We start from the raw sequence: 14867 nt of genomic DNA, 5'->3' as shown, positions 1-14867 counted from the left end.
AAGTGAACGAGTCGCTGGTCCCGAAGCCGGCCGGTCCGGTGGACGATTAGGCTTTCACCACCCGGTCGCAGACGATGCCGTTGCGCTGCATGGCGTTGCGCGTGTCGATGATCAGGCGTGAATGGTTGGCCAGCAGCCCATAGTCGACCCCGTCGTGATCGGTGACGATGACGACGGCGTCATAGGCAGCGATCGAGTCGCGGTTGAGGCGGATGCAATCCTTGCCGGCCAGCGTCGGGTGCTTGCGCGTCTTCGGTATGCGCGCGACGTGAGGGTCGTGATAGGCGATGTCGGCGGCACGCGTTTCGAGCAGCTCGATCAGCTTCAGCGCCGGGCTTTCGCGCACGTCGGCGACATTCTTCTTGTAGGCGACACCGACGATCAGGATCGCTGCCTGGCTCAAGGGCAGGCCAAGCTGCGTGTCGAGGGCTTCCGAGAGCTTCGACATGACGTAGTGCGGCATGGAGACGTTGATCTCGCCGGCAAGCTCGATGAACTTCGTCGACACTTCGAACTCGCGCGACTTCCAGGTCAGGTAGAACGGATCGATCGGGATGCAATGGCCGCCGAGCCCCGGACCGGGATAGAACGGCATATAGCCGAAAGGCTTCGTCTTTGCCGCCTCGATGACTTCCCAGATGTCTATCCCCATTGCGGAATAGATGACCTTGAGCTCGTTGACCAAGGCGATGTTGACGGCGCGGAAGATGTTTTCCGTCAGCTTCACAACTTCGGCCACCTTGATGCTCGAGACCGGCACGACCTTCTCGACGATCGCCCCATAGAACAGCGCCACCAGTTTCGCGGCGACCGGCCCGTCGCCGGCGACAACCTTCGGAATGGTGGCGGTTTCGAAGCCGATGCTGCCCGGGTCCTCGCGCTCGGGCGAATAGCCGAGGAAGAATTCCCTGCCGGATCTCAAGCCCGTCGCTTCCAGTATGGGCTTCATCACCTCGTCGGTCGTCCCGGGATAGGTGGTCGATTCCAGCACGACCAGCTGATGCTTGCGCAGACGGGCCGCGATGGCGCGCGTCGTTCCCTCCACGAAGGAAAGGTCGGGTTCGCGTTGCTTCGTCAGCGGCGTCGGGACGCAAATGGATATGACATCGCATTCCTCAAGGGCCGCGAAGTCCGCTGTCGCCTGGAAAGACTTGCGCGCGCTGAGGTCCTGCAGCGCCTCGTCGGTCACGGCACCGATATAGGACCGCCCAGCCTTCAGCCTCTCGATCTTGCTGCTGTCTATGTCGAAGCCGATCACCCGGAAGCCGGCCCGCGCTGCGGCCGCGGCAAGCGGCAGGCCGACATAGCCAAGTCCGATGACGCCGATCGTGGCTGTCCGGGATTCGAGTCTTGCGTGAAGCGTCCCGCCGCGAGTCTGCTCGACCAAAGTCATCGTTGCCTCCTCAGCGGCGCTGTTTCGGAATCGGCGCCGCATTGCAATGACGTGGATTCCGACGGAACAGGGCTTCTGTAGCCGGCGTCATAACCACAAATTGTCGTGGAGCGCTCTGCAACTCTTATGCCAGGTGAGTCGCTTGCGCACCTGAGCTTTGCGTGGAGCGGCGAAAGCAAGCCGGCGGATCAAGATTCGGCGGATTGTCAAGCGCGCGGCTTGTGCCGGTTTTGCACGCAGTCGTGCCATTTTAGGCCATGTTAAAACAGGGTGTTGAAAAAAGGCAATGATTACAACGTGGTAATTAACCACTGTTGTTTATCATATTATTAACTATCAGTTGCTTTGCCTGGGGAAATCCTTGTTTCATGCAGGAGGGCGCACGAGGAGGGAGTGCGGCTTTCTTCTTCTGCAGGCGAGGATTGTCGCTCGATGAGCATGAACAGCAACGAAGTCAGATGCCTTATCGCGGGAGGCGCGGGGTGTCTTGGGACCAACCTGGCCCGTCGCCTTCTCGATCAGGGCGCGCATGTCGATGTCGTCGACAATCTCTCCACCGGTCGCCAGGCGAATGTCGACCGGTTGTCGCGCCACCCGAACTTCGATTTCATCAAGATGGATGTCGCCGATCCCGCAATCTGCCGGCGGTTGCAGCGTCGCCGTTACAGCCATGTCTATAACCTGGCCTGTCCCACGGGCGTCCCCAACATCAAGCGGCTGGGCGAGCAGATGCTCATGGCCTCGTCCGCGGGAACGCTGAACCTGTTGAAGATCGCGCGCAGGTGCAAGGCCAAATATCTGTTTGCCAGCACCGCCGAGGCTTACGGCGATCCGGACGTCTTCCCGCAGCCCGAGACCTATGTCGGGCGTGTCGATCCCGTCGGGCCGCGCAGCCCCTACGAGGAAGGCAAGCGCTTCGGCGAGGCGTTGACCCGGTTCTGGGGCGGCAAATATGGTCTCGAGGTGCGCATCGTGCGCATTTTCAACACCTATGGTCCTGCCATGTCGCCCAGGGACCAGCGTGTCATCCCGCAGATGTTGACCCGCCTCATCGCCGGCCAGCCCGTGCCGATCTATGGCGACGGGACGCAGACGCGAAGCTTTCTCCACGTCGACGATCTGGTGAACGGACTTCTCACCGTCATCGAGAAAGGCGACAGCGGCGAGGTCTACAATGTCGGCGGCGACCAACAGATCACCGTCCGTGACCTCTTCACCACGGTGAAGAAGGCGACCGGCCTCGCGGGCGAAGCAGTCTTCCGCGACCATTTCATCGAGGATCACCGCGGCCGCTGGCCGGATACGACCAAGCTTCGAGCCCTCGGCTGGCGGCCGAGCATCTCGTTGGAAGCAGGCATCCGCGAGAGCTATCAGGACCTGCTTCGCTCGCTGGGCGTCAAGCCGGCTTGCCCGGCCTTCTTGGCGCATGGCAAGACCGACCGCGCGCCGGTCCAGGGCGATGCGCCGCAACTCGCTTAGCCATGAGCGCGACGGCCGTCCTCAATGTGACCATGATGTTGCTCAGCGCGTCGCTGGGCTTCAACATCGCGTTCTGGTGCGCGGTCGGGCTGTTGCGCTTCGTCACCGAGCTCGGCAGCCGCAAGAGTGCCGCTGCTCCTCGCGCCATCAGGGTCGCCGATGTCGCGGTCGTCATCCCCGCGCATAATGAAGAGATAGCGCTTCCCAAATGCATTGCCGCCCTCAAGGCGATCATCCCGGCCCGGCAGATCTATGTCGCCAGCGACGGATCGAAGGACGCCACGGTTTCCATCGCCCGAAGCCTGGGCTGCAGGGCCCTCGATATCCGGCCCAACGGGGGCAAGGCCAAGGCCATAGATCGGGCCATCAAGCACTATCGCCTTTGCGAGCGGTTCAAGGCCGTCCTGATCCAGGATGCCGACTCCGAAATCGACCCGCGCTATCTCGATTACGCTCTGCCGCTGTTCGACGATCCGGGCGTCTGCGTCGTCGCGGGCCACGTCCTGTCGCGCTGGCGCGACCAACGCCTGCCGAGGCTGGACATGCTCTTTGCCGCCTACAGGACACGCCTCTACAGGATCCTGCAGACGGCGTTCCAGTATGGCCAGTCCTGGAAATGGACCAGCGTGAGCTATATCGCGCCCGGCTTCGCCAGCATGTATCGCACCGAGGTCCTGACCCAGATCGACATCACCGCCCCGGGGCTCGTGATCGAGGACTTCAATATGACCTTCGAGGTGCAGCACAAGGGGCTGGGCCGCGTCGCCTATACGCCGAGAGCGCGGTGCTCGTCGGAAGATCCGTTCAAGCTCTCCGACTACCGCAAACAGGTGCAACGCTGGTATCTGGGCTTCTGGCAGACGGTGCGCCGGCACGGCGTCTGGCCAAGCCGCTTCTGGCTTTCGCTCGGCGGCTTGCTGGCGGAACTGCTCGTCATATCGATTTTCGCCCTCGCCCTGCCGCTGGCCGTCCTGGCGTATCTGGCAACCGGTTTTGAGGTGCCAGCGTTGTCGATCGGCCAATTGGCGATACGACCGGTCTCACCGCTCATTCTCCTCGCGCTGTTCCTCGCCGTCGACTATTCGCTTACCCTGGTGGTCGCGATCATCGAGCGGCGGCCGAGCCTGATGCTCTACGGCATCGCTTTCCCGGCGATCCGGCTTCTCGACGCCGCGCTTTTCCTGCGCGCCCTCGTCAAATCCTTTTCCGCGAAATCCGATGGCCGCTGGGTGAGCCCGGCGCGCTACGCGATTCCCGCCGCCGACAGGAGGCACTCATGAACATAACCCGACGCTCGGTTCTTCTCGGCGGTATCAGCATCCCGCTCTTGGCCGTCGCCGGCCGGGGTGTCGCCACGGCCGCGGCGCGCCTGCCCAATCCGCTGATCGTGACCGTTAGCGGCGTCGGCGCTCGCGCCGATACGGGCAAGCTCGAAGCCGTCGCAAACGCCTTCTCGTCCGCCGGTCTGCCGATCGTCATGACCATCAAGATGACAGGCGATCCCGGCGATATCCCGGGCTACAGCTCGGGCCTTGCCCAGTGGATCAGGCAGTCCGTGGAACGGGCGCCGAACGCCATCGAATTTGGAATCCATGCCACGGAGATCGCGCCGGCCGATCCTTATCTGCAGGCCCGGCAGGCCGGCGAGATGCAGGCCGCCTTCTCGCACATGATCAACGCGTTCGAGCGCTACAAGTCCAAGGCCGTCATCACCGCGCTGACGCTGACCACCAACCAGCCGCTGCAATCGCTTCAGGACGCGGCATCGATGCGGTCCGCCGGCATCCGAACCATCATCCGTCTCGCCGGCACGCAGGATGACAAGGTTAGCGCGCTGCCGACGGATGGGGGCTACTGGACAAGCGACACCGGCCTTGTGAACACTTTCGCCTCGGCGCGAACATCAGCCACATCCGGCAATGGGACGGCCGCGCTGACGGCGCCGGCCATGCTTGCGCAAAACATCACGGCTCTTGCCGCCGGCAGCGATCCCATTATCGTCGAAGTCCCCTTTGCGGCGCTGGCCGGTCTATCCAACACCGATGTGGCCGACTATGCGGCTGGCGTTGCCAGGGCGGTGTCCTCAGCCGCTTCGTCCGGCGCGGTGCGTGTCCTGTCCGCGCAAAAACTCTATGCGCAGAGCCGTGATACCAGGCGCTACGTTGTGGTCAGGGTGGACGACCTGCGGGTCGACATGGATACCGACCCGAGCCACATGGCCTTCGTCCGCGGCCTCATCGAAGCCGGCTATCCAGTCACCGACGCCATCATTCCGGCCCCCAGGACAGGCATGCTTTCCGCGGACGAGCGCTGCAAAGCCTATCTGCGTTCGATGTTCGCCGAGCGGCGGTTCGATATCGCGGGGCATGGCTGGCACCATACGCCGTCCGAACTGCTCGGAAATTCGCTCCAGAAGGATGTCGACCTCATCAGGGACTGCATGAGCGAGATCTACCGCACCACCGGCAAGCTGCCGCTGACCTATATTCCTCCGAACGACGATTTCGACGGCAACACGCTCGATGCCATAGCCGGCGCCGGGACGCCGATATTCGCCGCAGAGAAGGGCGACCTGCGCTGGTTCAGCGGGCTGGACAGACGTGGAATCCTGCATGTTTCCAACACCGTCAAGTTCGAAAGCGCCTGGACCGGCGACATCCCCTACTTCTCCGAGGAGCAGCTTTTCGATTATCTCGGCGCGGATAACGACGCGGTCTTCTGCATCCATCCGGACACCGCCACCACGCCGGAGAAAAAGCAGGTGATACGCGACTCCCTGGCGCGGATGTCGAGCGAGCCGGGCACGACGCTGGTCAATTTTGCCGAGTATTACAAAGCCGTCTGCCCTGCGATGCCGCAGGCGGAGCACATCAGGCAGGCGCGTGCGGATGTATCGGTGAAGGACTGGAGAAAGCCTGATCCCAATCAGGTCGAGGAGGACGCGCTGAGAGCCGACGCCGAACTTGCCTGGACCTATTTCGACTGGGGCGCCAAGAATTTCAACGACATGGCGCCCGCCACGGCGTGGGTCGAATTCGGCAAGCAGACCGGATATCCATTCACGACGATGTGGGATATCGGATCGAACATCCTGGCGGCGGTTTCGGCTCACCGCCTGCGCATCATCGACCAGCCGGCATTCGAGAAGATGATAAATCGCATTCTCGCATTCCTGGGCGAGGGCGATTTCAGCTTCGCCGGGGTGAAGCTGCCCAACACCGAGCGTCGGCTCAGCTCGAAGGGCGGCGAGCGCGATGGTTTCGACAGCGCCGATGTCGGACGCCTGCTGGTCGCGCTGAAGATTCTGGACAGCTACACGGCTGGCGCTTTCCCGGTGTTCAAGCTGGTGTCGCATTGGTCGTTCGGGCCAGTCCTAAAGGACGGCGAGATGCACGTGGTCAGCGACACCGGCAAGATTTCGTCGGTCCAGGAAAACAGCTACGCCGGCTATGCCGGCCGCGGATACAGCCTGTGGGGCGAGGCGATATCGCCGGTTTTCAGCACGCCGGATCCAAGCAACGACATGGACGCCGCTCTCGCGACAATCGCGGAAGTCCAGCGGCGCGGCCGCATCGCGACCGAGCCTCATGTCACCGAGGAGATCGAGCTGGGCGCATCATCGCATGGGCGTCTCATCGCCGATATCCTCTATGCCGCCCAGATCAAGCGCTTCCGGGATACAGGCATCCTGACCTGTGTTTCGGAGACCGCCATGGCCGGGCCGCCCTATTTCACCTACCAGGGCTACCAAGTGACCGACGACGGCGGCACGTTCCCGGTCGACACGTTGAAGACCTCCGCGCCCGATAAGGCGGCAAAGCTTTCCGACGCGCTGCGGCTGGTAAACTCCAAGGGCGCCTATCTGTGGCTCGCGGCGCGGCCGGGCGATTACGCGCAAAAGCTCGTAGCCTATGTCAGGGAGCGCGCCAGGATGAAGGGCATGGGTTTTTCCGCGGGTGTGTCCGAGCGGACCGGCAAGCGGATCGAAGTCACCGACATCAACACCAACGGCGTCATCCTGGAGTCCGTGGCATACATACTCAGCGGTCGCAAACCGCTGCTTGGGCAGGGAGAGGCCTGAACCCTGCCCAAGTCGCCGGTGGCGAGTCGCGCGCCGCCCGGCAGTCGGTGTTGCCGTAGAATGCCGTCGGGCGCCTGGTAGGCACGCGGCCGCCGCGGCGGGTTGCGTCGCCTGGATCAATCGCTACCAGGGCCTCCTCCCTTGCCAACATGTCGCATTTCGTTCACAAGGCGACGCAAATGGCGCCATTTTGCGCCGTTGTTGTGCGGCTTCCGGCCCTTTGGCCGACGCGCCGTGTTCTGAAAGAGCGAAACAATGTCTGCGATCGAAGCCGGCGCTCGCGCGCCGGAAAACCTTTGGCGTCAGGAAATCAGGGCGACGATCGCGCTCGCCTGGCCGATGGTGCTGACCAATCTCGGCCAGACCGCCATGACCGCGACCGACGTCATGATGATGGGCCGGCTCGGGCCTGATACGCTCGCCGCTGGCGCGCTCGGCTCCAACCTCTATTTCATGCCGCTGATCTTCGGCCTCGGCCTGATGCTGGCGACCTCGCCGATGATGGCGACCGAGCTCGGCCGGCATCGTCACTCCGTGCGCGACCTGCGCCGCACCGTGCGCCAGGGCCTTTGGCTGGCGATCCTGATCTCGATCCCGATCTGGATATTTCTTTCGCATGGCGAAGAGGTGCTTCTGGCCATGGGCCAGAAGCCGGATCTCGCGCATGAGGCAGGCATCTATCTGCACTGGCTGCAATGGGCGGTGCTGCCCTTCTACGGCTATATCGTGCTGCGCTCCTTCATCTCGGCCCTGGAGCGGCCGGGCTGGGCGCTGATCATCGTTTTCGTCGCGGTTGCATGCAACGCCTTCTTCAACTGGGTGTTCATGTTCGGCAATCTCGGCGTCAAGTCGATGGGTATCGCCGGTTCCGGCCTCGCCACCACTCTGTCCAGCACGCTGATGTTCGTCGGCCTGGCGGCGGTGGTGATCAAGGAGAAGAAGTTCCGCCGCTACCATTTGTTCGGCCGCTTCTGGCGTTCCGACTGGCAGCGCTTCCGCGGCCTGCTCAGGCTCGGCATGCCGATCGCCGGCATCCTCGCCTTCGAGGTGACGATCTTCAATGCGGCGGCTCTGCTGATGGGCCTGATCGACGCGGATTCGCTGGCCGCCCATGCCATCGCCATCCAGATCGCCTCGATCTCCTTCATGGTGCCGCTCGGCCTCAACCAGGCGGTCACGGTCCGGGTCGGCCTGGCGCATGGCGCCGGCAATCCGGAAGGCGTTTCGCGCGCCGGCTGGACCGCCTTCGTCATCGGCGTCTCGTTCATGGCGCTGATGGGTCTGGTGATGATTCTCTGGCCGCATGCGCTGATCAGCGCCTTCATCGATCTCGCCGATCCCAAGAACGCCAGGGTGATCACGCTTGCCGTGTCGTTCCTTGCCTTCGCAGCGCTGTTCCAGATTTTCGACGGCGCCCAGGCGGTCGCGGCCGGCATGCTGCGCGGCCTGCACGACACCAAGGTGCCGATGATCTATGCCGCGATCGGCTATTGGGGCGTCGGCCTGCCGCTCGGTGTGCTGCTCGCCTTCCACTTCGGCCTGAACGGCATCGGCATCTGGATCGGCCTGGCCTCGGGGCTGGCCGTGGTGGCGGCGCTGCTGCTGGCGCGGTGGCTCAGGCGCGACCGCATCGCGCCGGCGCTGTCCTTCGGGCATTGATCGACTAGGCTGCCGGTTCCAATCGGCAGTCTTTCGCCGGCTCAGCGAACTGCCGTACGCTCCAGCCGCCGCGCATATTGCGTCAGCGGGAAACACATGACGAAGAAGATCAGCGCTACCAGCCCGTAGACCTTGAACGGCTCGAAGGTCGCGTTGTTGATGGCGTTGGAGGTCCTGACCAGTTCCTCGAAGCCGATGATCGAGGTCAGCGCCGTGGATTTGATGAGCTGCACCAGGAAGCCGACGGTCGGCGCCCGCGTGATCGCGAAGGCCTGCGGCAGGATGATCAGCCGTAGTTCTTGCAGATAATGCAGCCCGAGGCTGGCGCCGGCATCCCATTGGCCGCGCGGCAGCGCGTCGACGCCGCTGCGCCAGATCTCGGCCAGATAGGCGCTGGCGAAGAAGGTCAGCCCAAGCGCCGCCGCCGTCCACGGTTCGATGCGCAGGCCGAGCATCGGCAGCCCGAAGAACATCAGGAAGAGCTGCATCAAAAGCGGCGTGCCCTGGAAGAGCGCGATATAACCAGAGGCGATCCGCTTCGCCCATTTGTTCTTGGCGATGCGGAAGAACAGCACCACCAGCCCGACCAGCGCGCCGCCGATGAAGGCAGCGAGCGACAAAAGCACCGTCCAACGGGCGGCAAGCAGAAGGTTGCGCAATATGTCCCAGAAGGTGAACTCGATCATGACACGCCCGCTCCGAGCGCCCGGCGTCCGCCGGCAACGAGGAGCCGACGCAGCCCCATCGACAGGCCGAGATAGACCATGGTCACGACGAAATAGGTCTCGAAGGCGCGGAAGGTGCGCGCTTGCAGCATGTCGGCTTCGTAGGTCAATTCGCGCACCGCGATCTGCGACACCACCGCCGATTCCAGCATCATGATGACGATCTGGCTGGTCAGCGCCGGATAGATCACTTTCAGCGCCTGCGGCAGCACAATCTTGATGAACACCTGGCGTGGCCGGAGGCCGAGCGCCAGGGCGGCTTCAGTCTGGCCGCGCGGGACGGCATCGAGCCCGGCGCCGACGATCTCGATCGTATAGGCAGCCATGTTGAGTGTCATGGCCAGCATCGCGGCCAGGATCGGATCGAGCCTGACGCCGAGACTTGGCAACCCGAAGAAGATGAAGAACAGCTGCACCAGGAACGGCGTGTTGCGCATCACCTCGACATATATGGCGATCGCCGTTCGAAGCGGCTTGGGGCCGCTTCTCTTGCCCGCTGCGCCCAGGATGCTGAGGAGTGTGCCCGCGAGCGTGGTGACGGCGATCAAAAGCAGTGTCATCGCCGCGCCGCGCGCGATCACGCCCGCCGCACCCGCAAGCCAGCCGAAGTCCAGGCTGTAGCCCATGGCGGTTGACCTTTTTGGAGCAGTCGGAGCGGCTCAGCGCTTCATCGCAGGCTGAGCCGCTTCGGAGATCAATCCTTGAGGTTGTCGGGATTGAGCGGCGTCTTCAGCCAGGCCTTCGAGCTTTCGTCGAGCTTGCCGTCGGCCAGCATCTTGGCGACCGCGCCGTTCACCGCCTTCTTCAGCCGGTCCTCGTTCTTGTTGAGGCCGATATGCGAGGGCGAGGTCAGAAGCTGGAATTTCTGCTCCGGCTTCAGCGCGTCCTGCTTGGCCAGCACCTGGGCGCCGACATCGTTGCCGACCACCATCAGCTGGGTCTGGCCGGAGATGAAGGCCTGGATGACGGAGTTGTAATTGTCGAAGCGGCGGATGTCGGCCGAAGCCGGCGCCGCCGCGGTCAGCGAAGTGTCCTCCAGCGTACCGCGATTGACGGCGATCGACTTGTCGGCGAGATCGTCCTTGCCTTTGACAGCCGTCGCCTTCGGGCCGATGACGGCGATGTAGTAAGGCGCGTAGGCGGCGGCGAAATCGATCACCTGCTCACGCTCCTTGGAGTAGCCGACGCTCATCAAGATATCGACGCGCTTGTCGGTGAGGTAAGGGATGCGGTTCTGGCCGGTGACGCTGACCAGGTTCAGCTTCACCTTCAAGGAATCGGCGATCGCCTGCGCCACGTCGATGTCGTAACCCTTGATGCTCATATCGGCGCTGGCCGAGGAGAAGGGCGGGAAGTCCGAGAAGATGCCGACATTGATGGCGCCGGCCTTGGTGATGTCGTCGACGGCGTCGGCCTTCGCGGCCTGGGTGGCGAGAGCGAAGCCCGCCGTGGCGAGCATCATCGCCGCGGCGATGGATGACTTGAACTTGGCATGAAGTGTCATTGTGGTTCCCCTGCTGGAAGCTTGTTGTTGAAACCGGCCGCCGGCTCCAGCGCGGCGGCCGTGTTGGCTAAGCAATTCCAGGAAAGTGGTTTTCCTTCTGGAATCGCGTGTCTAGTGTCAGCCTTTCTTGATCGCCGGGCTGAACACCATCAGGCTCAGGATCTCGAACAGCACCTGGGCGCCGACATGAGCGGTGTTGGTGGTCGAGTCATATTGCGGCGCCACCTCGACGACGTCGCCGCCGACGATGTTGAGGCCTTTCAGTCCGCGCAGCAGCTCGAGCACCTCGCGCGTCGTCAGCCCGCCGACCTCCGGTGTGCCGGTTCCCGGCGCGAAGGCCGGGTCGATGCTGTCGACGTCGAAGGAGATGTAGGTCGGGCCGTCGCCGACTATTCTGCGCGCCTTCTCGATGATGGCCGGAATGCCGAGCCCGGTCACCTCCTCGGCATGGACGACTGTCATGCCGGACTCGTAGGTGAACTCCCACAGATATTCGGCCGAGCCGCGAATGCCGATCTGGATGGTGCGCGAGGGATCGAGCACGCCGTCCAGCACCGCGTTGCGGAACGGTCCGCCATGGTGGAACTTGGTCATGTCGAACAGCCCGCTTGTGTCGCAATGGGCGTCGATATGGATCATGCCGACCGGCGCCTTCTTGCCGACTGCCTTCAGGATCGGATGGCTGATCGAATGGTCGCCGCCGACCGAAAGCGGCAGCACGCCGGCGTCGACGATCTGGTTGGTGCGCTTTTCGATGTCCTCGTGGCTGATCTCCAGCCGGTAGCGGCTGCGGAAGGGCGTGTCGCCGATGTCGGCGACGCGAAGCTCGTGCGTCGGCGCGCATTCCAGCACATGATTGTAGGGTCCGATGCGTTCGATGGCGCGCAGCGCGCGCGGCCCGAAGCGCGAGCCGGGGCGATTGGTGACGCCGAGATCCATCGGCACGCCGATCATCGCCACCTGCAGGTCGCCGAAATCCGGGTTCTCGGCGGCGATTTCGCGATAGGGCGCGGTGAGGAAGGTCGGGATGCCGGAATACGGCGCGAGGCGCGTACCCGATTTGTTGAAGATCTTGTCGGCGACCTTGCGGAATTTCGGGTCGAACATCTCGCCGCCATGGCTCTCGCCATATTTGCGACGCAACGCTTCGAGCTTGCCGCGATCGTAACCCATATCCGGTCCTCCTCTGTACCTGCTTGCAGCGCTGCCCGCATGGATGGTTTGCCGAGCCAGCCTGTTGTCCGGCTGGTTCGTTGCCCGCCGGCTGTGCTGCGGATTTCACGTCTCTTGAAGCTGTTCCGGGCAAAAGTGTCGGGCAGCCGCATTGAAAAATCAATTGATATTGTTAGGGTCTTTGTTGTGAAAAAATCTCACAAAGTAGGAGCCCCTCCATGGCCAAGCGCCTGCCGCCGCTGAACCCGCTGCGCGCCTTCGAGGCTACGGCGCGGCACGCCTCGCTGACCAAAGCGGCGGGTGAATTGAATGTCACGCATGGCGCCGTCAGCCACCAGATCAAGGCGCTCGAGCAATCGCTCGGCGTGAAACTCTTCGAGCGAACCGGCCAGCGCGTGAAGCTGACGCCGCATGGCGCGGAGTTCCTGCCGGCGGTGTCCGCCGCCTTCGAGGGCATCGCCGCCGCAACCCAGCGCATGACGCGGCCGGCAAGCGCCGGCGCGCTGTCGGTCTCCTGCGTGCCGGCGCTGCTCTTGCTCTGGATGACCCCGCGGCTCGGCTCCTTCACCGCGCAATATCCCGATATCCAGCTCACACTGATCCCGTCCAACGATCCCAAGGACATCCGCGCTGCGGATATCGACGTCTGCGTGCATTATGGCGACGGCGGCTGGAGCGACTGCTGGATACGCAAATGGTCCGGTCTGGAGCTCTTTCCGGTGGTCAGCCCGACGCTGATCAACAACCGGCCGATCCGCAGCGTTCGTGACCTTGCCGATCATGTCTTCCTGCATGGCGATGACGGCCGTGAATGGCACACCTGGCTGGCCGCCGCCGACGCGCTCGATCTAGAGCGCGGCCGCCGCCACCGCCTGGGCGATGCGCGCATGGCGACGGAGGCGGCCGTGCACGGCCATGGCGTGGCGCTTGGCGATTCCGTCACCGCGCGCGCCTTGCTTGCCAGGGGCATGCTCGTCGCGCCCTTCAGCCTCTCGGTGCCGGCGGTCGATGATTTCTACGTCGTCTGCCGCAACGAGATGCGTTCGGCGCCGATCGTGCAGCTCTTCATCGACTGGCTGTTCGCGGAGAAGGAGCAGGACGAGGCCCGCGCCGACGCCCCTGTGGCCGGCCGCATGCCGAGCCGCAGGAAGCGGCCGTCGCTCAGGGTAGTCGGGGCGAGAGCAATTCCAGGAAAGGTGTAGAATGGTTCAGGGCGGCGTCTTGGCGGCTGGACTTGCATAGCTGCTTTTTGTCGGGCCAGCTTGCAAAGCAGCAAGCGCGTTCAAAAATACAATGCTAAGAGGCATTCCCGCGGCTAGCGAGCGTGATCCCGAAAAGTGGGAACCGGTTTTCGGAAAAGATCATGCTCCAACAAAGGTTAGATCAGGATGGCGATTCAACGAAACGTCATCCTGGTCTTGCGAGCAATGAAAGCGCATTGAGACATGGCAAAGACCGATATAGCGCGGCGCGTCTACAACCACACCTGGAAGCTCGACCCGATCGTCCGCAGCCTGCTGGACACCGACTTCTACAAGCTCCTGATGCTGCAGATGATCTGGGGCATGTATCCCAAGGTCGACGCCACCTTCACGCTGATCAACCGCACCACCTCGGTGCGCCTCGCCGACGAGATCGACGAAGGCGAATTGCGCGAGCAGCTCGACCATGCCCGCACCTTGCGCTTTTCCAAGAAGGAGATGATCTGGCTGGGCGGCAACAATTTCTACGGCCGCAAGCAGATCTTCGAGCCGGAATTCCTTGCCTGGCTCGAGGATTTCCGCCTGCCCGAATACGAGCTTACCAGGCGCGACGGCCAGTACGAGCTCTCTTTTGCCGGGCCCTGGATGTACACCACGCTCTGGGAAATCCCGGCTTTGGCCATCATCAACGAGCTCCGCTCGCGCGCGGCGATGCGCTCCTTCGGCCCGTTCGCGCTCGACGTGCTCTACGCCCGCGCCAAGGCCAAGATGTGGGACAAGACCGAGCGGCTGAAGGCGCTGCCCGGCATCCGCATTTCCGACTTCGGCACGCGCCGCCGCCATTCCTTCCTGTGGCAGCGCTGGTGCGTCGAGGCGCTGAAGGAAGGCATAGGCGATGCCTTCACCGGCACCTCCAACGTGCTTCTGGCCATGGACAACGACCTCGAAGCTTTGGGCACCAACGCGCACGAACTGCCGATGGTCTTCGCGGCGCTCGCCAATTCCGAGGCGGAAATCAAAGAGGCGCCCTACAAGGTGCTGCAGGACTGGCAGCGCTATTATGGCGGCAATCTCCTGATCGTGCTGCCCGACGCCTTCGGCACGGATTCCTTCCTGCGCGACGCGCCGGACTGGGTCGCCGACTGGACCGGCTTCCGCCCCGACAGCGCGCCGCCGATCGAGGGCGGCGAAAAAATCATCGACTGGTGGCGCAAGAAGGGCAAGGACCCCAAGCAGAAGCTGCTCATCTTCTCCGACGGGCTCGAGGTCGAGACCATCGAGGAGACCTACAAGCATTTCCGCGGCAAGGTGCGCATGTCCTTCGGCTGGGGCACCAACCTTACCAATGATTTCGAAGGCTGCGCCCCCACCGAAACTGACAGCCTCGATGCGATTTCGCTGGTCTGCAAGGTGACGGAGGCCAATGGTAGGCCGGCGGTGAAGCTGTCCGACAACCCCGCCAAGGCGACCGGGGATGAGAAGGAGATCAAGCGGTATCTGCGGATTTTTGGTGAGAAGGGACGGGTGGAGCAGTTGGTGAAGGTGTGAGGTCGTTGCCGATCCGACGTCGTCACGCGGGACAGCAAAGTTGGATAGGTCGAGTCCCTTCGCGCCCCCCTCTGTCCTGCCGGACATCTCCCCCACAAGGGGG

General features: G+C 63.3%; 11 protein-coding genes. 6 read left to right on the top strand and 5 right to left on the bottom strand.

Translation table 11 applies throughout. The annotated features are described in order from the left end of the window. Window positions 1-46: 46 nt before the first annotated feature. Window positions 47-1393: a nucleotide sugar dehydrogenase gene (locus RFM41_RS20555; protein WP_320250234.1), complete on the bottom strand. Its 1347-nt coding sequence runs from the start codon at window positions 1391-1393 to the stop codon at window positions 47-49. Between the two features lie 432 nt (window positions 1394-1825). Between RFM41_RS20555 and RFM41_RS20550 the strand changes: the two genes are divergently transcribed. The 4 genes from RFM41_RS20550 (at window position 1826) to RFM41_RS20535 (ending at window position 8612) form a co-directional block, all read left to right on the top strand. Further along, entirely contained in the window at window positions 1826-2872 is a 1047-nt protein-coding gene (locus RFM41_RS20550) for an NAD-dependent epimerase/dehydratase family protein (RefSeq protein ID WP_320250237.1), read from the top strand. 2 nt (window positions 2873-2874) lie between these two features. Beyond that, window positions 2875-4152: a glycosyltransferase family 2 protein gene (locus tag RFM41_RS20545; protein WP_320250238.1), complete on the top strand. Its 1278-nt coding sequence runs from the start codon at window positions 2875-2877 to the stop codon at window positions 4150-4152. Beyond that, window positions 4149-6953 carry a DUF3131 domain-containing protein gene (locus tag RFM41_RS20540; RefSeq protein ID WP_320250240.1) on the top strand — a complete coding sequence of 935 codons (2805 nt, stop codon included), beginning with the start codon at window positions 4149-4151 and terminating at the stop codon, window positions 6951-6953. The genes RFM41_RS20545 and RFM41_RS20540 overlap by 4 nt, the downstream gene beginning before the upstream one ends. Window positions 6954-7208: 255 nt before the next feature. After that, window positions 7209-8612, top strand: coding sequence for an MATE family efflux transporter (locus tag RFM41_RS20535; RefSeq protein WP_320250242.1), 1404 nt, complete (start codon window positions 7209-7211; stop codon window positions 8610-8612). A gap of 41 nt (window positions 8613-8653) precedes the next feature. On the opposite strand, the gene RFM41_RS20530 is transcribed toward RFM41_RS20535, so the two are convergent. The 4 genes from RFM41_RS20530 to speB form a co-directional block, all read right to left on the bottom strand. Beyond that, window positions 8654-9298, bottom strand: a complete 645-nt coding sequence (locus RFM41_RS20530; protein ID WP_320250244.1) for an amino acid ABC transporter permease — start codon at window positions 9296-9298, stop codon at window positions 8654-8656. Continuing rightward, window positions 9295-9963: an amino acid ABC transporter permease gene (locus tag RFM41_RS20525; RefSeq protein WP_320250245.1), complete on the bottom strand. Its 669-nt coding sequence runs from the start codon at window positions 9961-9963 to the stop codon at window positions 9295-9297. Before RFM41_RS20525 ends, RFM41_RS20530 begins: the two co-directional genes overlap by 4 nt. Window positions 9964-10031: 68 nt before the next feature. Further along, window positions 10032-10841, bottom strand: a complete 810-nt coding sequence (locus tag RFM41_RS20520) for a transporter substrate-binding domain-containing protein (RefSeq protein ID WP_320250247.1) — start codon at window positions 10839-10841, stop codon at window positions 10032-10034. Window positions 10842-10958: 117 nt separating this feature from the next. Further along, window positions 10959-12014, bottom strand: coding sequence for an agmatinase (gene speB, locus RFM41_RS20515; RefSeq protein WP_320250249.1), 1056 nt, complete (start codon window positions 12012-12014; stop codon window positions 10959-10961). A gap of 218 nt (window positions 12015-12232) precedes the next feature. On the opposite strand from speB, the gene gcvA reads away from it, so the two are divergent. Together gcvA and pncB are read left to right on the top strand one after the other, a co-directional pair. Further along, the gene (gene gcvA, locus RFM41_RS20510; RefSeq protein ID WP_320250251.1) at window positions 12233-13216 is read left to right on the top strand and encodes a transcriptional regulator GcvA; all 984 of its coding nucleotides are present in this window, start codon (window positions 12233-12235) and stop codon (window positions 13214-13216) included. A 243-nt stretch (window positions 13217-13459) separates the two neighbouring features. Continuing rightward, the gene (pncB, locus tag RFM41_RS20505) at window positions 13460-14764 is read left to right on the top strand and encodes a nicotinate phosphoribosyltransferase (protein WP_320250253.1); all 1305 of its coding nucleotides are present in this window, start codon (window positions 13460-13462) and stop codon (window positions 14762-14764) included. The last annotated feature ends 103 nt before the right edge of the window (window positions 14765-14867 follow it).

This window comes from Mesorhizobium vachelliae (genome assembly GCF_033977325.1).
Classification (GTDB): Bacteria; Pseudomonadota; Alphaproteobacteria; order Rhizobiales; family Rhizobiaceae; genus Mesorhizobium; species Mesorhizobium vachelliae.
Note: the sequence above shows the minus strand (reverse complement) of the source record. Positions and strands in the feature narration are given on the sequence as shown.

Coding starts and splice junctions, on each gene's coding strand:
- RFM41_RS20555 (WP_320250234.1), bottom strand. CDS start 1,393: ATGACTTTGGTCGAGCAGACTCGCGGCGGGACGCTTCACGCAAGACTC.
- RFM41_RS20550 (WP_320250237.1), top strand. CDS start 1,826: ATGAGCATGAACAGCAACGAAGTCAGATGCCTTATCGCGGGAGGCGCG.
- RFM41_RS20545 (WP_320250238.1), top strand. CDS start 2,875: ATGAGCGCGACGGCCGTCCTCAATGTGACCATGATGTTGCTCAGCGCG.
- RFM41_RS20540 (WP_320250240.1), top strand. CDS start 4,149: ATGAACATAACCCGACGCTCGGTTCTTCTCGGCGGTATCAGCATCCCG.
- RFM41_RS20535 (WP_320250242.1), top strand. CDS start 7,209: ATGTCTGCGATCGAAGCCGGCGCTCGCGCGCCGGAAAACCTTTGGCGT.
- RFM41_RS20530 (WP_320250244.1), bottom strand. CDS start 9,298: ATGATCGAGTTCACCTTCTGGGACATATTGCGCAACCTTCTGCTTGCC.
- RFM41_RS20525 (WP_320250245.1), bottom strand. CDS start 9,963: ATGGGCTACAGCCTGGACTTCGGCTGGCTTGCGGGTGCGGCGGGCGTG.
- RFM41_RS20520 (WP_320250247.1), bottom strand. CDS start 10,841: ATGACACTTCATGCCAAGTTCAAGTCATCCATCGCCGCGGCGATGATG.
- speB (WP_320250249.1), bottom strand. CDS start 12,014: ATGGGTTACGATCGCGGCAAGCTCGAAGCGTTGCGTCGCAAATATGGC.
- gcvA (WP_320250251.1), top strand. CDS start 12,233: ATGGCCAAGCGCCTGCCGCCGCTGAACCCGCTGCGCGCCTTCGAGGCT.
- pncB (WP_320250253.1), top strand. CDS start 13,460: ATGGCAAAGACCGATATAGCGCGGCGCGTCTACAACCACACCTGGAAG.